General features: G+C 56.7%; 16 protein-coding genes and 1 other annotated feature. Of the genes, 14 read left to right on the forward strand and 2 right to left on the reverse strand.

The genetic code is table 11. The features are described 5' to 3' along the window. Nucleotides 1-3 precede the first annotated feature (3 nt). The 11 genes from dnaN to RTE01_RS21775 all read left to right on the forward strand — a co-directional run bounded on the left by dnaN (nucleotide 4) and on the right by RTE01_RS21775 (nucleotide 13,494). Entirely contained in the window at nucleotides 4-1,104 is a 1,101-nt protein-coding gene (gene dnaN / locus RTE01_RS21725; protein WP_076947911.1) for a DNA polymerase III subunit beta, read from the forward strand. 139 nt (nucleotides 1,105-1,243) lie between these two features. Next, nucleotides 1,244-2,317, forward strand: coding sequence for a DNA replication/repair protein RecF (gene recF / locus RTE01_RS21730; protein WP_041143333.1), 1,074 nt, complete (start codon nucleotides 1,244-1,246; stop codon nucleotides 2,315-2,317). Nucleotides 2,318-2,345: 28 nt separating this feature from the next. Continuing rightward, nucleotides 2,346-4,760 (forward strand): DNA topoisomerase (ATP-hydrolyzing) subunit B, encoded by a 2,415-nt coding sequence (gene gyrB, locus RTE01_RS21735; protein ID WP_041143332.1) that lies wholly within the window; start codon nucleotides 2,346-2,348, stop codon nucleotides 4,758-4,760. 210 nt (nucleotides 4,761-4,970) lie between these two features. Further along, nucleotides 4,971-5,783 (forward strand): sugar-phosphatase, encoded by an 813-nt coding sequence (gene yidA, locus RTE01_RS21740; protein WP_041143331.1) that lies wholly within the window; start codon nucleotides 4,971-4,973, stop codon nucleotides 5,781-5,783. A 228-nt stretch (nucleotides 5,784-6,011) separates the two neighbouring features. Further along, entirely contained in the window at nucleotides 6,012-7,151 is a 1,140-nt protein-coding gene (locus tag RTE01_RS21745) for a BamA/TamA family outer membrane protein (RefSeq protein WP_255313551.1), read from the forward strand. 241 nt (nucleotides 7,152-7,392) lie between these two features. Then, on the forward strand, nucleotides 7,393-8,082 hold the full coding sequence (dgoR, locus tag RTE01_RS21750) for a D-galactonate utilization transcriptional regulator DgoR (protein ID WP_041143329.1): 690 nt from the start codon (nucleotides 7,393-7,395) through the stop codon (nucleotides 8,080-8,082). Beyond that, nucleotides 8,079-8,954 (forward strand): 2-dehydro-3-deoxygalactonokinase, encoded by an 876-nt coding sequence (locus tag RTE01_RS21755; RefSeq protein ID WP_134528252.1) that lies wholly within the window; start codon nucleotides 8,079-8,081, stop codon nucleotides 8,952-8,954. Before dgoR ends, RTE01_RS21755 begins: the two co-directional genes overlap by 4 nt. After that, entirely contained in the window at nucleotides 8,938-9,555 is a 618-nt protein-coding gene (locus RTE01_RS21760) for a 2-dehydro-3-deoxy-6-phosphogalactonate aldolase (protein WP_041143327.1), read from the forward strand. The genes RTE01_RS21755 and RTE01_RS21760 overlap by 17 nt, the downstream gene beginning before the upstream one ends. Beyond that, entirely contained in the window at nucleotides 9,552-10,700 is a 1,149-nt protein-coding gene (gene dgoD / locus RTE01_RS21765) for a galactonate dehydratase (RefSeq protein WP_041143326.1), read from the forward strand. The genes RTE01_RS21760 and dgoD overlap by 4 nt, the downstream gene beginning before the upstream one ends. A gap of 178 nt (nucleotides 10,701-10,878) precedes the next feature. Then, nucleotides 10,879-12,216, forward strand: coding sequence for an MFS transporter (locus RTE01_RS21770; RefSeq protein WP_167690992.1), 1,338 nt, complete (start codon nucleotides 10,879-10,881; stop codon nucleotides 12,214-12,216). A gap of 51 nt (nucleotides 12,217-12,267) precedes the next feature. Further along, nucleotides 12,268-13,494 carry a DUF3748 domain-containing protein gene (locus tag RTE01_RS21775; protein WP_141335355.1) on the forward strand — a complete coding sequence of 409 codons (1,227 nt, stop codon included), beginning with the start codon at nucleotides 12,268-12,270 and terminating at the stop codon, nucleotides 13,492-13,494. Nucleotide 13,495: 1 nt separating this feature from the next. Here the strand turns inward: RTE01_RS21775 and RTE01_RS21780 are convergent, their stop codons facing one another. Continuing rightward, the gene (locus RTE01_RS21780; RefSeq protein WP_115191639.1) at nucleotides 13,496-13,828 is read right to left on the reverse strand and encodes a YceK/YidQ family lipoprotein; all 333 of its coding nucleotides are present in this window, start codon (nucleotides 13,826-13,828) and stop codon (nucleotides 13,496-13,498) included. A gap of 239 nt (nucleotides 13,829-14,067) precedes the next feature. After that, nucleotides 14,068-14,142, forward strand: a sequence feature (ROSE (Repression Of Heat Shock gene Expression) occurs in the 5'-region of heat shock genes and acts as an RNA thermometer to modulate expression.). Here RTE01_RS21780 and ibpA point away from each other — a divergent pair. The 3 genes from ibpA (at nucleotide 14,136) to RTE01_RS21795 (ending at nucleotide 16,941) form a co-directional block, all read left to right on the forward strand. Further along, complete coding sequence (gene ibpA / locus RTE01_RS21785) at nucleotides 14,136-14,549, forward strand: small heat shock chaperone IbpA (RefSeq protein ID WP_041143322.1); 414 nt, start codon at nucleotides 14,136-14,138, stop codon at nucleotides 14,547-14,549. It overlaps the preceding feature by 7 nt. A gap of 112 nt (nucleotides 14,550-14,661) precedes the next feature. Next, on the forward strand, nucleotides 14,662-15,090 hold the full coding sequence (gene ibpB, locus RTE01_RS21790; RefSeq protein ID WP_041143321.1) for a small heat shock chaperone IbpB: 429 nt from the start codon (nucleotides 14,662-14,664) through the stop codon (nucleotides 15,088-15,090). 189 nt (nucleotides 15,091-15,279) lie between these two features. After that, nucleotides 15,280-16,941: a putative transporter gene (locus tag RTE01_RS21795; RefSeq protein ID WP_045853756.1), complete on the forward strand. Its 1,662-nt coding sequence runs from the start codon at nucleotides 15,280-15,282 to the stop codon at nucleotides 16,939-16,941. Here the strand turns inward: RTE01_RS21795 and RTE01_RS21800 are convergent. After that, nucleotides 16,888-17,655, reverse strand: a complete 768-nt coding sequence (locus tag RTE01_RS21800; protein WP_041143319.1) for a GntR family transcriptional regulator — start codon at nucleotides 17,653-17,655, stop codon at nucleotides 16,888-16,890. The genes RTE01_RS21795 and RTE01_RS21800 overlap by 54 nt on opposite strands. Nucleotides 17,656-17,840 lie beyond the last annotated feature (185 nt).

Below are 17,840 nucleotides of genomic sequence, written 5' to 3' on the forward strand. Positions count from 1 at the left end.
GCTATGAAATTTACCGTAGAACGTGAACATTTATTAAAACCTCTGCAACAGGTAAGCGGCCCGTTAGGTGGTCGTCCGACGCTGCCCATTCTCGGTAACCTGCTGCTTCAGGTCTCGGAAGGCGCGCTGTCGCTCACCGGTACGGACCTGGAAATGGAAATGGTGGCGCGCGTTGCGCTGATGCAACCGCATGAAACGGGCGCAACGACGGTTCCGGCACGTAAATTCTTTGATATCTGCCGTGGCCTCCCTGAAGGGGCGGAGATCGCCGTTCAGCTGGAAGGCGATCGGATGCTGGTGCGCTCCGGGCGCAGCCGCTTCTCGCTGTCGACGCTTCCTGCCGCTGATTTCCCTAATCTCGACGACTGGCAGAGCGAAGTTGAATTCACGCTGCCGCAGGCGACGATGAAGCGCCTGATTGAAGCCACCCAGTTTTCAATGGCGCACCAGGACGTCCGCTATTACTTAAACGGTATGCTGTTTGAGACCGAAGGCGACGAGCTGCGCACCGTCGCAACCGACGGGCACCGCCTGGCGGTCTGCTCTATGCCGCTGGGTGAATCGCTGCCTAACCATTCGGTGATCGTGCCGCGTAAAGGGGTGATTGAGCTGATGCGCATGCTCGACGGTGGCGATACGCCGCTGCGCGTGCAGATTGGCAGCAACAACATCCGCGCCCACGTCGGTGACTTCATCTTTACATCGAAGCTGGTTGACGGTCGTTTCCCTGACTACCGCCGCGTGCTGCCGAAGAATCCGGATAAGCATCTGGATGCCGGCTGCGATATCCTCAAGCAGGCGTTTGCCCGGGCGGCAATTCTCTCAAACGAGAAGTTCCGCGGCGTGCGCCTTTACGTGAGCGAAAATCAGCTGAAAATCACCGCCAATAACCCGGAACAGGAAGAAGCGGAAGAGATCCTCGACGTTTCGTATTCCGGCAGCGAGATGGAAATTGGCTTTAACGTCAGCTACGTACTGGACGTGCTGAATGCGCTGAAGTGCGAAAACGTGCGTATTTTACTGACCGATTCGGTGTCGAGCGTGCAGATTGAGGATGCGGCGTCGCAATCGGCAGCCTACGTTGTCATGCCTATGCGCTTGTAAAGAATATCGGGCTATCTTACTTGCCATTTTCAACCTGGGCTGTGCTCGCCCCTGTCACGTACTTCGTGTACGCTCCAGGGTCTGTGCGCAGTCCGCGTTGAAACTGGCTGCGACGATAACGCCCTGGCTATGAGTTGATATGTCGCTATCCCGATTACTCATCAAAGACTTCCGCAATATCGAAAATGCGGATCTTGCCTTATCTCCCGGCTTTAACTTTCTGGTTGGCGCCAACGGCAGCGGCAAAACCAGCGTGCTCGAAGCCATTTATACGCTTGGTCACGGTCGGGCGTTTCGCAGTTTGCAAATTGGTCGCGTCATCCGCCATGAGCAGGAGTCATTTATCCTGCACGGGCGCTTACAGGATGGCGAGCGTGAAGTCGCCATCGGGCTGACTAAAGACAAGCTCGGCGACAGTAAGGTGCGGATCGACGGCACCGATGGTCACAAAGTGGCCGAGCTGGCGCATTTAATGCCGATGCAGCTGATTACGCCGGAAGGGTTTACTTTGCTCAACGGCGGCCCCAAATACAGAAGAGCCTTCCTTGACTGGGGATGCTTTCACAATGAAACCGGGTTTTTTACCGCCTGGAGCAACCTGAAGCGCCTGCTGAAGCAGCGCAACGCCGCGCTGCGTCAGGTTAGCCGCTATGCGCAAATTCGGCCCTGGGATCTGGAGCTGATCCCGCTGGCGGAGCAGATTAGCCGCTGGCGTGCCGACTACAGCGCCGCTATCGTCGAAGACATGGCGGATACCTGTAAGCAGTTTTTACCTGAATTCTCTCTGACCTTTTCCTTCCAGCGCGGCTGGGAAAAAGAAACGGATTACGCTGAGGTACTGGAGAGAAACTTCGAGCGTGACCGCATGCTGACCTATACCGCCCACGGCCCGCACAAAGCGGATTTCCGCATACGTGCCGATGGTGCGCCGGTCGAAGATACCTTGTCACGCGGACAGCTCAAGCTCCTGATGTGCGCGCTACGGCTGGCACAGGGCGAGTTTTTAACCCGCGAAAGCGGGAGACGCTGTCTGTATCTGATAGATGATTTTGCCTCGGAACTTGATGACGCGCGGCGCGGGCTGCTTGCCAGCCGCTTAAAAGCCACGCAGTCGCAGGTTTTCGTCAGCGCAATAAGCGCTGAGCACGTAATGGACATGTCGGACAAAAATTCGAAGATGTTCACCGTGGAAAAGGGTAAAATAACGGATTAACCCAAGATTAAATGAGCGAGAAACGTTGATGTCGAATTCTTATGACTCCTCCAGTATCAAAGTCCTGAAAGGGCTGGATGCGGTGCGTAAGCGCCCGGGTATGTATATCGGCGATACGGATGACGGCACCGGCCTGCACCATATGGTATTCGAGGTTGTGGATAACGCTATCGACGAAGCGCTCGCGGGTCACTGTAAAGATATCGTGGTGACGATCCACGCCGACAACTCCGTCTCCGTTACCGATGATGGCCGTGGCATCCCGACCGGTATTCACCCGGAAGAGGGCGTGTCCGCTGCCGAAGTCATCATGACCGTCCTGCACGCGGGCGGTAAGTTCGATGATAACTCCTATAAAGTCTCCGGCGGTCTGCACGGCGTAGGCGTTTCTGTAGTTAACGCCCTGTCGCAGAAGCTGGAACTGTTGATCCGCCGTGAAGGCAAAGTCCACCAGCAAACCTACGTGCACGGCGTGCCGCAGGCACCGCTGGCGGTTACCGGCGACACTGATGCTACCGGTACTCAGGTGCGTTTCTGGCCGAGCCACGAAACCTTCACCAACGTGATCGAATTCGAATATGAGATTCTGGCCAAACGCCTGCGCGAGCTGTCGTTCCTGAACTCCGGCGTCTCCATTCGCCTGCGCGATAAGCGTGACGGTAAAGAAGACCACTTCCACTACGAAGGCGGCATCAAGGCGTTCGTTGAGTATCTCAACAAGAACAAAACGCCAATTCACCCGAATATCTTCTATTTCTCCACCGAAAAAGACGGTATCGGCGTTGAAGTTGCGCTGCAGTGGAACGACGGCTTCCAGGAAAATATCTACTGCTTTACCAACAACATTCCGCAGCGCGACGGCGGGACGCACCTTGCGGGCTTCCGTGCGGCGATGACCCGTACCCTGAACGCCTACATGGATAAAGAAGGCTACAGCAAAAAGGCCAAAGTCAGCGCCACCGGCGACGATGCCCGCGAAGGCCTGATTGCCGTCGTTTCCGTGAAAGTACCGGATCCTAAGTTCTCCTCGCAGACCAAAGACAAGCTGGTCTCCTCCGAGGTGAAAACCGCGGTAGAGCAGCAGATGAACGAACTGCTGAACGAATATCTGCTGGAAAACCCGTCAGACGCCAAGATCGTGGTAGGCAAAATTATCGATGCCGCGCGCGCGCGCGAAGCGGCACGCCGTGCCCGTGAAATGACCCGTCGTAAAGGCGCTCTGGACCTGGCCGGTCTGCCGGGCAAGCTGGCTGACTGTCAGGAACGCGACCCGGCGCTCTCCGAACTGTACCTCGTGGAAGGGGACTCCGCGGGCGGTTCTGCCAAGCAGGGCCGTAACCGTAAAAACCAGGCTATCCTGCCGCTGAAGGGTAAAATCCTCAACGTCGAGAAGGCCCGTTTTGACAAGATGCTCTCTTCCCAGGAAGTCGCTACGCTTATCACCGCGCTGGGCTGCGGTATCGGCCGCGACGAGTACAATCCGGATAAGCTGCGCTACCACAGCATCATCATCATGACCGATGCGGACGTCGATGGTTCACACATTCGTACCCTGCTGCTGACCTTCTTCTACCGTCAGATGCCGGAAATCGTTGAGCGTGGCCACGTCTACATTGCGCAGCCGCCGCTGTACAAAGTGAAGAAAGGCAAGCAGGAACAGTACATCAAAGACGATGAAGCGATGGATCAGTACCAGATCTCCATCGCCCTGGATGGCGCCACCCTGCACACCAACGCCAGCGCCCCGGCTCTGGCTGGCGAAGCGTTAGAGAAGCTGGTTGCCGAGTTCAACGCAACGCAGAAAATGATTGGCCGCATGGAGCGTCGCTTCCCGAAAACGATGCTGAAAGAGCTTATCTATCAGCCAACGCTGAGCGAAGCTGAGCTGTCGGACGAACAGGCCGTAACCCGCTGGGTGAATAAGCTGGTGACCGATCTGAACGAAAACGAGCAGCACGGCAGCCAGTGGAAGTTTGATGTTCATGAAAACACGGAGCAGCAGCTGTTCGAGCCGATTGTTCGCGTCCGTACCCACGGCGTCGATACCGACTATCCGCTGGATCATGAGTTTGTGACCGGCGGCGAGTATCGTCGTATCTGCACCCTCGGCGAGAAGCTGCGTGGCCTGATTGAAGACGACGCGTTTATTGAACGCGGCGAACGCCGTCAGCCGGTTGCCAGCTTTGAGCAGGCGCTGGAGTGGCTGGTGAAAGAGTCCCGCCGCGGGCTCTCTATCCAGCGCTATAAAGGCCTGGGTGAAATGAACCCGGACCAGCTGTGGGAAACCACCATGGACCCGGATAGCCGCCGTATGCTGCGCGTAACCGTTAAGGATGCGATTGCCGCTGACCAGCTGTTCACCACCCTGATGGGTGACGCCGTTGAACCGCGCCGCGCATTTATCGAAGAAAACGCCCTGAAAGCGGCGAATATCGATATCTAAGCCGCAAATTCCCCGGTATAGCGCTTCGCTGACCGGGGTAAGCGTTTGATAAACCCGGAATGCACGCTCAACGGCGTCATCCGGGTTTTTTTTGGCCGGAAAAGGGGAATCCCCCTGGCCAACCCATCCCCGTTTTCCCTGGCTTCTGTTGCTGTTTTTTGAGCGGAATCGCGTTAGCATGAGTCAGGACTCATCTTACCTGGGGATCTCATGGCTATTAAACTGATTGCAATTGATATGGACGGCACGCTTCTGCTGCCAGACCATACCATCTCTCCTGCCGTTAAAACCGCGATTGCCGCGGCCCGCGCACGCGGCGTCAACGTGGTGCTGACCACCGGTCGGCCGTATGCCGGCGTGCACAGCTACCTGAAAGAACTGCACATGGAGCAGCCGGGAGACTACTGCATCACCTACAACGGTGCGTTAGTGCAGAAGGCAAGCGACGGCAGCACCGTCGCGCAAACTGCGCTGAGCTATGATGACTACCGCTATCTGGAACAGCTTTCCCGCGACGTCGGCTCCCACTTCCACGCGCTTGACCGCAATACGCTCTATACCGCTAACCGCGATGTGAGCTACTACACGGTGCATGAATCCTACGTCGCAACCATCCCGCTGGTCTTCTGTGAAGCAGAAAATATGGATCCCAACATCCAGCTGCTGAAGGTGATGATGATTGATGAGCCGGTGATTCTGGACCAGGCCATCGCCCGTATCCCGGCTGAAGTGAAAGAGAAGTATACCGTGCTGAAAAGCGCGCCATATTTCCTCGAGATCCTCGATAAGCGGGTCAATAAAGGCACCGGCGTGAAGTCGCTGGCCGATGCGCTGAATATCAAGCAGGAAGAGATCATGGCGATTGGCGATCAGGAAAACGACATCGCGATGATTGAGTTCGCCGGCGTCGGCGTGGCGATGGATAACGCGATACCGACCGTGAAAGAAGCGGCAAACTTTATTACCAAATCGAACCTTGAAGACGGCGTGGCCTGGGCCATTGAGAAGTACGTTTTATCCTGATTTATCCTCAGGCCCGGCAAACCCGGGCCTGAGCCGCCTGTATTTTCATTTTTTAGCGTAAATTCGCACGTAACCCTCTCATTTCGAATCGAAAACTCTATATTCTCCTGCCCTTGTTTACGCAAATCTGTATCGGCTTCAAAGAGTAAAGCTGGATGGCAACTATACTCAGACACGATGCGGTTTCACTTTGTCGGCCCTGACTTTTTTCACTGGAGAGCATCGCTGTTGAGTACGCTACGCGGCGGCATTCTGTTTTGGATCACATGCTCTTTTATCGGGCAGGTGCAGGCACAGGCGCTCAGCCGTGACAAAATAGACGGTTGGCTGAAGACGCTGGGAGCCAGCGATAAATTTGATGCCGCTAAAGGTATCGACTGGGGCGTGATGCCCGGGCCGTTTTACACTCCCGAGCTGGGTCTGGGAATAGGCACCGCGGTGGTGGGTATGTACCGCCCCGATCCCAGCGATACGGTCAGCCAGAACTCAACCTTAACCCTCAGCGGCTACGCCAGCTCAACCGGCGCCTTCGGCGTCAACGTGAAAAACTACGCTTTTTTTGCCGAAGATCGGTGGCGCGTCTTTCTTGAAGGATCGCTGGCCAACACGCCAACCTACTACTGGGGCCAGGGCTTTGCCGCCGCCGATGATGACGGCAATAAGGAAAAGTATACCGCTCAGGTCCTGACGCTGCGGCCAACCCTGTACCGACAGCTGGTGGACAACGTTTATCTGGGCGTCGGCTGGTCGCTGGCGGCACAGAACGCCGATCGGCTGGACCAAAACGATTTGCCCAAAATCGAAAGTACCCCGCAGGGGCCGTCGGTATTCAGCTCCGGCGTCAGTATCGATCTGAGCTGGGACGATCGTGATTTTGTCCCGAACCCGCGCAAGGGCCAGTATGCCAACCTGCGCTATACCTACTACGCCCCGGGGCTCGGGAGCGATACGCGGTTCGATGAGTTTCACCTGCACTACAGCCGCTACCAGGCGCTCAGCGAAAAAAGCGTGCTGGCCTGGGAGGCCGATGGCGTATTGACTCAGGGAGATGTGCCGTGGAGCATGCTGCCGCTGCTTGGCAGCGACGAACGGATGCGCGGCTATTACCAGGGGCGCTACCGCGATAAAAACGTGGTCAGCACCCAGCTTGAATATCGCCGTCAGCTGACCTGGCGTCACGGTATTGTGGCCTGGGTGGGCGCGGGCACCATGGGTCCCTCCGTGGATGAGCTAAACAACGGCCGCTGGCTACCGACGGCCGGCGTTGGCTATCGCTTTGAATTCAAACCTCGGGTCAATATTCGCCTCGACTACGGCATCGGTAAAGGCAGCAGCGGTTTCTACTTCCAGGTTGGCGAAGCCTTCTAAGCCTCTTTCCCCGCCCAACTCTCCGTTCCACCACTCCCCTTAAGCAGCGACCCGCCGGTTCGCGCTTTTTTTATCTTATCAATTGTTCTTTTTGTGATCTAAATTGTAGTACAACATTACAACTTAGTACTACTATGCACCACGTGAGACAACGAAGAGCATCACGTTTGTACTGCAAAGATGAGGCGAAAACCGGCAGTCAGGGTAAAGTAAGGCAGAGTGTTTTCTTAGAGGACGTGCCATGAACCTGACCAAAACCGATCGCATCATCATGACGCTGGGCCGCCAGATTGTCGGCGGTAAATACGTTCCCGGCTCGGCGCTGCCGGCAGAAGCGGACCTGTGCGAAGAGTTTGAAACGTCGCGCAATATTATCCGGGAAGTGTTTCGCTCGCTGATGGCAAAGCGGCTGATTGAGATGAAGCGCTATCGCGGAGCCTTCGTTTCGCCGCGTAACCACTGGAACTACCTTGATACCGAGGTGCTGCAGTGGGTGCTGGAGAACGATTATGACCCGCGCCTGATTGGCGCAATGAGCGAAGTGCGAAACCTGGTGGAACCGGCCATCGCCCGCTGGGCGGCTGAACGCGCGACCTCCAGCGATCTGGCGCAAATTGAAGATGCGCTGAACGAGATGATTGCCAATAACCAGGACCGGGATGCGTTTAACGAAGCCGACATTCGCTATCACGAAGCGGTGCTGCAGTCGGTACATAACCCGGTGTTACAGCAGCTGAGCGTGGCAATCAGCTCGCTGCAGCGAGCGGTATTTGAACGAACCTGGATGGGAGATGAAGGCAATATGCCGAAGACCCTCCAGGAACATAAGGCGCTGTTTGATGCCATCCGGCATCAGGATAGCGAAGCGGCGGAGCAGGCGGCGCTCACCATGATCGCCAGCTCAACACGAAGGCTGAAGGAAATCACATGACATCTCGCTACATCGCAATTGACTGGGGATCGACCAACCTGCGCGCCTGGCTTTTTCAGGGCGACAGATGCCTGGAGAGCAGGCAGTCGGAAGCTGGCGTAACCCGCCTCAACGGCAGATCCCCGGCGGCGGTGTTTAGTGAGATAACCGAAAGCTGGCGCGACGACGCCACGCCAGCGGTGATGGCGGGAATGGTCGGCAGCAACGTGGGCTGGAAAATCGCTCCTTACTTACCGGTTCCTGCTCATTTTTCCGCGATTTGCCAACAGTTAACGGCCGTTGGCGACAATATCTGGATCGTTCCCGGCCTTAGCGTCTCCCGGGACGATAACCGCAACGTGATGCGCGGCGAAGAGACGCAGCTGCTCGGCGCGCGCGCGATCGCCCCCTCATCGGTCTATGTGATGCCCGGCACCCACTGCAAATGGGTGCAGGCCGACCGCGAGCAAATTCTTGATTTTCGCACCGTGATGACCGGCGAACTGCACCATTTACTGCTGCAACACTCGCTGGTGGGCGCCGGTCTCCCACCGCAGGAAACCTCCGCGGCGGCCTTTTCTGCCGGCCTCGATCGCGGGCTGAACTCGCCCGCCGTTTTAGCACAGCTCTTTCAGGTTCGCGCTTCGCACGTTCTCGGCACGCTGCCGCGCGAGCACGTCAGCGAGTTTTTATCCGGTCTGCTGATTGGCGCTGAGGTTGCCACCATGAGCGAAAGCGTGATTGACCAGCAGATTACCATCGTTGCCGGAGAGGCGTTGGCGAACCGCTACCAGCAGGCGCTGGCCACATTTGGTCGTCAGGCGACGGTCGTTTCCGGCGATACCGCATTTCAGGCAGGTATAAGGAGCATCATATATGCAGTGGCAAACTAAGCTTCCGCTGATCGCAATTCTGCGCGGCATCACGCCGGAAGAGGCGCTGGCGCACGTGGGCGCCGTTATCGACGCGGGATTCGATGCCGTCGAAATTCCGCTGAACTCGCCCCGCTGGCAGCAAAGCATTCCGGCCATCGTCGAGGCGTTTGGCGATCGGGCGCTGATTGGCGCAGGCACCGTGCTGCAGCCGGAGCAGGTTGACGAGCTGGCGAAGATGGGCTGTCGGCTGATCGTTACGCCCAACGTTCAAAGCGAAGTGATTCGCCGCGCGGTGGGCTACGGCATGACCGTCTGTCCCGGATGCGCCACCGCCACCGAGGCCTTCACCGCGCTCGATGCGGGTGCCAGAGCCCTGAAGGTGTTTCCGTCCTCCGCTTTTGGCCCGGATTACATCAAGGCGCTGAAGGCCGTTTTACCGTCAGAGGTCCCCGTTTTCGCCGTCGGTGGCGTCACGCCGGAGAACCTGGCGCAATGGATTGATGCCGGCTGTATCGGTGCCGGACTGGGGAGCGATCTTTATCGTGCCGGACAGTCCGTTGAACGCACCGCCCGCCAGGCTGCCGAATTTGTTAAAGCGTATCGAGAGGCTGTGCAATGAAAATAACCAAACTGACTACTTACCGTTTACCGCCGCGGTGGATGTTCCTGAAAATTGAAACCGATGAAGGCGTCGTTGGCTGGGGCGAGCCGGTAATTGAAGGGCGCGCGCGCACCGTTGAAGCGGCGGTACATGAGCTGGGGGAGTACCTGATTGGCCAGGACCCGGCGCGTATTAACGACCTGTGGCAGGTGATGTACCGCGCCGGTTTCTATCGCGGCGGCCCTATTTTGATGAGCGCCATTGCCGGTATCGATCAGGCGCTGTGGGATATTAAAGGCAAAGTGCTGAATGCGCCGGTATGGCAGCTGATGGGCGGCCTGGTGCGGGACAAAATTAAAGCCTACAGCTGGGTTGGCGGCGATCGCCCGGCGGAAGTTATCGAGGGTATTAAAAAGCTGCGCGGGATTGGTTTTGATACCTTCAAATTAAACGGCTGCGAAGAGATGGGGGTTATTGATAATTCCCGGGCGGTAGACGCAGCGGTCAATACCGTGGCGCAAATCCGCGAAGCCTTCGGCAATGAAATTGAGTTTGGTCTTGATTTCCACGGCCGCGTCAGCGCGCCGATGGCCAAAGTCCTGATTAAAGAGCTGGAACCGTATCGTCCGCTATTTATTGAGGAACCGGTACTGGCGGAGCAGGCGGAATATTATCCAAAACTGGCGGCGCAAACGCATATTCCGCTCGCGGCGGGCGAACGTATGTTCTCACGCTTCGAATTTAAACGGGTGCTGGAAGCCGGCGGCCTGGCTATTTTGCAGCCGGACCTGTCGCACGCCGGGGGGATCACTGAATGCTATAAAATTGCCGGCATGGCCGAGGCCTATGACGTGGCGCTGGCGCCGCACTGCCCGCTGGGCCCGATCGCCCTGGCCGCCTGCCTGCACGTCGATTTCGTCGCCCGCAATGCGGTCCTCCAGGAACAAAGCATGGGCATTCACTACAACAAGGGCGCGGAGCTGCTCGACTTTGTGAAGAATAAAGAAGACTTCAATATGGAAGGCGGCTTCTTTAAACCGTTAACGAAGCCGGGGCTGGGTGTGGAAATTGATGAAGCCAGAGTGATTGAGCTCAGTAAAAATGCGCCGGACTGGCGTAATCCATTATGGCGTCATGAGGATGGCTCCGTCGCCGAATGGTAATGCGCGTCATACTTTGCATTGGTGATGCGTTGGCTGCATTTTCTTACCCCAGTCACATACTAACGTATGCTCCAGGGAGTGTGAAAAGTCGCCGCCGTTCCCCGGCACAAATTATTTAACGCATTACGCTTAAGTTATTAATAAAAAATTCAAATAAACCCTCTGTAAATTACAGGGCATGGTGAGCGGTTTCGCTATGCCCAAAATCTGGAGACAGATTGCTATGGATATTTCAGTAACTGCTGCAAAACCCGGTCGTCGTCGTTATCTGACGCTGGTTATGATCTTTATTACCGTTGTTATTTGCTACGTTGATCGGGCTAATCTTGCCGTCGCGTCAGCGCATATTCAGGAAGAGTTTGGTATTAGCAAAACGGAAATGGGCTATATTTTTTCTGCTTTTGCCTGGCTATATACGCTGTGTCAAATTCCCGGCGGCTGGTTCCTCGACCGCGTAGGTTCGAGGATGACCTACTTTATTGCCATTTTTGGCTGGTCGGTGGCGACGCTATTTCAGGGCTTTGCCACGGGGCTGATGTCGCTGATTGGTCTGCGAGCGATTACGGGTATTTTTGAGGCCCCGGCGTTCCCGACCAACAACCGGATGGTGACCAGCTGGTTCCCGGAGCACGAGCGCGCCTCGGCGGTCGGGTTCTACACCTCCGGTCAGTTTGTGGGGCTGGCGTTCCTGACGCCGCTGCTGATCTGGATCCAGGAGCTGCTGAGCTGGCACTGGGTGTTCATCGTCACCGGCGCTATCGGTATTGTCTGGTCGTTAATTTGGTTTAAGGTCTACCAGCCTCCGCGCCTGACTAAAAGCATCAGCAAGGCCGAGCTGGACTATATTCGCGACGGCGGCGGCCTGGTGGACGGCGATGCGCCGGCCAAAAAAGAGGCGCGGCAGCCGATGACCAAAGCCGACTGGAAGCTGGTATTCCATCGCAAGCTGGTCGGCGTGTACCTTGGGCAGTTTGCCGTCACCTCCACGCTGTGGTTTTTCCTGACCTGGTTCCCGAACTACCTGACTCAGGAAAAGGGGATCACCGCGCTAAAAGCGGGCTTTATGACCACGGTTCCGTTCCTTGCCGCGTTCGTTGGCGTGCTGCTCTCGGGCTGGCTGGCGGACCGGCTGGTGCGAAAAGGCGTCTCGCTGGGTGCCGCGCGTAAAACGCCCATTATCTGTGGGCTGCTGATATCGACCTGTATTATCGGCGCGAATTACACCAACGATCCGGTGTGGATTATGACCCTGATGGCTATCGCCTTCTTTGGCAACGGCTTTGCGTCTATCACCTGGTCACTGGTGTCATCGCTGGCGCCGATGCGCCTGATTGGGCTGACCGGGGGCGTGTTTAACTTTGTCGGCGGCCTGGGCGGGATCACCGTTCCGCTGGTCATCGGCTACCTGGCACAGGGATATGGCTTTGCGCCAGCCCTGGTTTATATTGCCGTCGTGGCTCTGATTGGCGCGCTTTCCTACATCGTGCTGGTGGGCGATATTAAACGTGTAGGCTAATTCTTACCGATACTATACCCTGATGCGAACGCCGTGCATCAGGGTAGCCCTATGAAACAAATCACTTTTGCTTCTCGCCATCATCAGTTGACCAATACGCGCGTCTGGACTGCGGACAGCCAGTGGCTGGTTTTTGACGTCCGTCCGTCCGGGGCCTCCTTCACCGGGGAGACGATTGAGCGGGTCAACGTCCACACCGGCGCGGTAGAGACAATCTATCGCGCGCAGCAGGGCGCCCACGTTGGCGTGGTGACCGTTCATCCAACGAAAGATGCCTACGTTTTTATTCACGGACCCGAACATCCGGATGAGAGCTGGCGGTATGATTTCCACCACCGCCGCGGCGTGGTGTCGTTTCAGGGGGAGTGCCGTAACCTCGATGCGATGGATATCACCGCTCCCTATACCGCAGGCGCGCTGCGTGGCGGTAGCCACGTCCATGTTTATAGTCCTGATGGTCAGTTGGTCAGCTTTACCTATAACGATCACGTGATGCACGAGCGCTCGCCGGCGCTGGATCTGCGCAACGTTGGGGTGGCGGCGCCCTATGGCCCGGTGGTACCGCGCGGGCAGCATCCGCGTGAGTACGGCGGCAGCCACTGGTGCGTGCTGGTCAGCCGGACGACACCTGAACCGACGCCGGGCAGCGATGAAATCAACCGCGCTTATGAAGAGGGCTGGGTCGGTAATCACGCTCTGGCCTTTATCGGCGACACGCGATCGGCAGAGGGTGAAAAGGTCCCCGAGCTGTTTATCGTCACCCTGCCGGATAGCGAACAAGGCTGGAAGCAGCAGGGCGATGCGCCGCTGGCGGGTACCGAGACGACGCTTCCCGCGCCGCCAGCCGGCGTGATGCAGCGACGCCTGACCTTTACTCACCAGCGCCGCTATCCCGGATTAGCCACCGCGCCGCGCCACTGGGTGCGGGCTAACCCGCAGGCGACGGAGATTGCGTTTCTGATGCGCGATGATGCCGGCGTGGTTCAGCTGTGGCTGATTTCGCCGCAGGGTAGCGGCCTGCGGCAGCTCACCGCTAATCGTTCGGATATTCAGTCGGCGTTTAACTGGCACCCGTCGGGCGAATGGCTGGGATGTGTGCTGGAGAATCGGATTGCGCTTTGCCACGCGCGGTCTGGGGCATTGACCTTTTTGACGGCCGAGGGAGAAAGCGCGCCTTCAGCGGATGCGATCGTCTTTTCGCCGGATGGCAAATATCTGGCATGGATGGCGGAGGTGGACGGCTATCGTCAGCTGTGGACCACCGAAGTTACGCCTTAGATCAAGGGGTTGTCATTGATGCTGGCGGGATAACCGAATTGGTCGCCAGCGTCTCTTTTTCGCTTTTTTCTACGCGCGATTTTATCGAGCTATCGGTACGGAACATATCCCACGGCAGCAGCAGCGTATCCATCACCGCGGTGAGGGGCATATCTAGTGCCACCAGGGATTTTGTGCCCCAGTTGGCATCGCTGTTGCCCAGCATCTGCGCGCTGGCTCGCGTTCCCGGGTAGGTTCCTTCCTTGCCGCCGGTATGAGACATCACGCTGGAGCAACCGCTCAAGCCTACCATTCCGCCGAACAGGACCAGCTTTAACAGACCGCTTTTCATCATTCTTCCATTATTGTTTCGGGCATTGAGGTAACCATTTATCGGTTATATCGAGCCATCCTCTGAATGCATAGCGTTATTGCGCCGCACTGTGGCTGGCATCGCATTTTGCCTTTTGTGCTCCCCCCAGTCTAAGCAATCGTCGGCAAACTGCAAAAAAAATTGCGGCATTCGTCTTGAAAAACGCGCCGGGAAACCCATTTTAGAAACGTGGCCCGATGAGAATACGCCTGCGGGGTATTCCGGGTAATAACGACCTGTCCATGATGGAAGGTCATAAAATTCTCGCTGATTTCAGGAGCTATTTATTATGCGTAATTTCGATCTCTCTCCGCTGTATCGTTCTGCTATTGGTTTTGACCGCCTTTTTAATCTGTTAGAAAACAATCAGAGCCAGAGCAATGGCGGCTACCCTCCGTACAACGTCGAGCTGGTAGACGAAAACCATTACCGCATTGCGATCGCCGTTGCCGGCTTTGCCGAAAGCGAACTGGAGATCACCGCTCAGGACAATCTGCTGATCGTCAAAGGTGCCCACGCCGGTGAGCCGAAAGAGCGAACCTACCTCTATCAGGGCATCGCCGAGCGCAACTTTGAGCGTAAATTCCAGATCGCGGAAAACATCCACGTTCGCGGCGCAAACCTGGTGAACGGTCTGCTGTATATCGAACTGGAACGCGTGATCCCGGAAGCGGATAAACCGCGCCGTATCGAAATCAACTAATCCCGTCGGGTCGCCCGCGCGGCCCGATATTAAAACTTGCTCGCCGTCAGGGAGCACGTGCGGGTTAACCAACCCGCGGTATTCACTCGCTTCTTAGAAGGAGAAACACATTATGCGTAACTACGATTTATCCCCGCTGCTGCGTCAATGGATCGGTTTTGACAAACTGGCTAATGCGCTGCAAACCGCCGGTGAAAGCCAGAGCTTCCCCCCTTATAACATCGAAAAAAGCGACGATAACCACTATCGCATTACCCTTGCGCTGGCCGGTTTCCGTCAGGAAGATCTGGATATTCAGCTGGAAGGGACGCGCCTGAGCGTGAAGGGCACGCCGCAGCAGGCGGAAAAAGAGACCAAGTGGCTGCATCAGGGGCTGATAAGCCAGGCCTTTAGCCTCAGCTTTACGCTGGCCGAAAATATGGAAGTCTCCGGAGCCACCTTCAATAACGGTTTGTTGCATATCGATCTCACCCGCAATGAGCCGGAAGCGGTCATCCCACAGCGGATTGCCATTAGCGAGCGTCCGGCGCTCGACAGCTAATCTGACACCCTCATCAAAGCCCCGATCCGTCGGGGCTTTTTTTTGCCCTGCAGCGTTGAAATGAGCGACAGAAAGAGCCTCTACGCACTTTCGATGACCCGCTGATTATTGTGCGCCAGGCTGCATACAGGCCCGGAGGCTTGGGCCATAATCCCTGTCATTACTAATGTTATTCACAGGGAAAATACGATGAGTGATATAGCATTGACCGTCAGCGTTTTGGCGCTGGTTGCGGTTGTCGGATTGTGGATCGGCAATGTCAAAATTCGCGGCGTGGGTTTTGGCATTGGCGGCGTGCTGTTTGGCGGTATTATCGTCGGCCACTTTGTCGACCAGGCCGGCGTGACCCTCAGCGGCCCCATGCTGCACTTTATTCAGGAATTTGGCCTGATCCTCTTCGTTTACACCATCGGTATCCAGGTCGGGCCGGGGTTCTTTGCTTCTCTGCGCGTCTCGGGGCTGCGGCTCAACCTCTTTGCCATCCTCATCGTTATTCTCGGCGGTCTGGTGACCGCGGTGCTGCATAAGCTTTTTAATATTCCGCTGCCGATAGTCCTCGGTATTTTCTCCGGGGCGGTCACCAATACCCCGGCGCTGGGGGCCGGGCAGCAGATCCTGCGCGACCTTGGCGTGCCGCTCGACGTGGTAGACCAGATGGGGATGAGCTATGCCATGGCCTATCCGTTTGGCATTTGCGGCATTTTGCTCACCATGTGGCTGGTGCGCCTGTTCTTTCGCGTCAACGTCGACAAAGAGGCCCAGCAGTTTGATGAGAGCAGCGGTAACGGTCATGCGCTGCTGCAGACCATTAACGTCCGCGTAGAAAACCCTAACCTGAATAATATGGCGATTCAGGATGTGCCGATGCTCAACAGCGACAGGCTGATCTGTTCGCGCCTGAAGCGCGATGAGCTGCTGATGGTCCCGGCTCCGGGCACGCTTATCCAGACCGGCGACCTTCTGCATCTGGTGGGGCGCCCGGAGGATTTACACAATGCGCAGCTGGTTATCGGCAAGGAGGTCTCCACCTCGCTCTCCACCCGCGGTACCGATCTAAAAGTTGAACGGGTGGTGGTGACCAGCGAGAAGATCCTCGGCAAGAAAATCCGCGATCTCAACTACAAGCAGCGCTATGACGTGGTTATCTCGCGGCTTAATCGCGCCGGCGTGGAGCTGGTGGCCAGCAGCCATGCCAGCCTGCAGTTTGGCGATATTCTTAACCTGGTGGGGCGCCCGGAGGCGATTGACGCGGTTGCCGCTGAGCTGGGTAACGCGCAGCAAAAACTGCAGCAGGTGCAGATGCTGCCGGTCTTTATCGGCATTGGTTTAGGGGTGCTGCTGGGTTCTATCCCGCTGTTTATTCCCGGTTTTCCCGTTGCGCTTAAGCTGGGCCTGGCCGGTGGGCCGCTGATTATGGCGCTGATCCTCGGACGAATCGGCAGCATCGGCAAGCTGTACTGGTTTATGCCGCCCAGCGCCAACCTTGCGCTGCGCGAGCTCGGGATCGTGCTGTTTTTGGCGGTGGTCGGCCTGAAGTCGGGCGGTGATTTTATCCTGACGCTGACCCACGGCGACGGCCTGAGCTGGATAGCCTACGGTATTTTCATTACCGCTATTCCGCTGCTGACGGTCGGGGTTCTGGCGCGAATGCTGCTGAAGATGAACTATCTGACCCTCTGCGGCATGCTGGCCGGTTCAATGACCGATCCCCCGGCGCTGGCCTTCGCCAACAACCTGCACGCCACCAGCGGTGCGGCGGCGCTGTCTTATGCCACGGTCTACCCGCTGGTGATGTTTTTACGCATCATCACCCCGCAGCTCCTCGCCGTGCTGTTCTGGGGGATGAGCTAACGGGCTATCGAGGTGGACGCGGCGTAAGTGGTAGTCCACCTGATACTCGCTGGCGTTGCGAAACATAACGGAATAATTGAGAAATTCGCCGCTGTCGCTGTAGGAGAGCGAGGTGATGCGCAGCAGCGGCGTCTGCTCAGGGACATTCATCGATTTTGCCAGCTGCTTGTCCGCCAGCACCGGGGAGAGGCTCTCATAGTTACCGCTAATCGTTAGCCCGCACTCCTTCTCGATGTAGTCAAATTTTGACCCCTCGAGATGCACCAGCGACAGGTTACGAAACAGTTTGACCGGCATATAGCTGTCTTCCAGCATCAGGGACTTTCCGTCCACGTAGCGCACGCGTCGTGAGAAATAGATCCGTTCGTTAATCTGAATCCGCAGCTGGCTGGCAATCGCGGGCGGCGCGGGCATCACCTCGAAAATAAGCACCTGGCTGACCACCTCTTTCCCCTGCTGGCGCAGCACCTCGGCCAGGCCGGTCAGGTTGGTGGTTTCATGGTGCACGTCTTTGCGCGCAACGTAGGTGCCGCTACCGTGGCGACGCACCACCAGCCCCCAGTTCACCAGCAGGTCGATGGCTTTGCGAATGGTCATCCGCGCGACGCCAAACTCCTGCGCCAGCTTTTTCTCTCCCGGCAGCGGGCTGCCGATGTTGAAATCCGATGAATTGAGCCGTAAACGCAATCTTTCAGCAATAGATTTGTAGATCACCAGTAGACCTCTATTCCCATAACAGAGGGGATTATCAAACCTCTGTTTCGTATTAAAAATCATTAAATTACATATGAATACGCTGACATTTTTGCAGGCTGGAAATGGGTAGCATTGTTGTTGTCTATGTTTTATTCAAAAAGTAGACAACATCGCCGTAATTAAAACCATGAAAGCGATCACGA

Origin of the sequence: Klebsiella terrigena, assembly GCF_006539725.1 — a bacterium.
GTDB classification, from domain to species: Bacteria; Pseudomonadota; Gammaproteobacteria; order Enterobacterales; family Enterobacteriaceae; genus Klebsiella; species Klebsiella terrigena.

Excerpts from the sequence above, each read along its gene's own strand:
- dnaN (WP_076947911.1), top strand. The coding sequence starts at position 4 with ATGAAATTTACCGTAGAACGTGAACATTTATTAAAACCTCTGCAACAG.
- recF (WP_041143333.1), top strand. The coding sequence starts at position 1,244 with ATGTCGCTATCCCGATTACTCATCAAAGACTTCCGCAATATCGAAAAT.
- gyrB (WP_041143332.1), top strand. The coding sequence starts at position 2,346 with ATGTCGAATTCTTATGACTCCTCCAGTATCAAAGTCCTGAAAGGGCTG.
- yidA (WP_041143331.1), top strand. The coding sequence starts at position 4,971 with ATGGCTATTAAACTGATTGCAATTGATATGGACGGCACGCTTCTGCTG.
- dgoR (WP_041143329.1), top strand. The coding sequence starts at position 7,393 with ATGAACCTGACCAAAACCGATCGCATCATCATGACGCTGGGCCGCCAG.
- RTE01_RS21755 (WP_134528252.1), top strand. The coding sequence starts at position 8,079 with ATGACATCTCGCTACATCGCAATTGACTGGGGATCGACCAACCTGCGC.
- RTE01_RS21760 (WP_041143327.1), top strand. The coding sequence starts at position 8,938 with ATGCAGTGGCAAACTAAGCTTCCGCTGATCGCAATTCTGCGCGGCATC.
- dgoD (WP_041143326.1), top strand. The coding sequence starts at position 9,552 with ATGAAAATAACCAAACTGACTACTTACCGTTTACCGCCGCGGTGGATG.
- RTE01_RS21770 (WP_167690992.1), top strand. The coding sequence starts at position 10,879 with ATGGTGAGCGGTTTCGCTATGCCCAAAATCTGGAGACAGATTGCTATG.
- RTE01_RS21775 (WP_141335355.1), top strand. The coding sequence starts at position 12,268 with ATGAAACAAATCACTTTTGCTTCTCGCCATCATCAGTTGACCAATACG.
- RTE01_RS21780 (WP_115191639.1), bottom strand. The coding sequence starts at position 13,828 with ATGATGAAAAGCGGTCTGTTAAAGCTGGTCCTGTTCGGCGGAATGGTA.
- ibpA (WP_041143322.1), top strand. The coding sequence starts at position 14,136 with ATGCGTAATTTCGATCTCTCTCCGCTGTATCGTTCTGCTATTGGTTTT.
- ibpB (WP_041143321.1), top strand. The coding sequence starts at position 14,662 with ATGCGTAACTACGATTTATCCCCGCTGCTGCGTCAATGGATCGGTTTT.
- RTE01_RS21795 (WP_045853756.1), top strand. The coding sequence starts at position 15,280 with ATGAGTGATATAGCATTGACCGTCAGCGTTTTGGCGCTGGTTGCGGTT.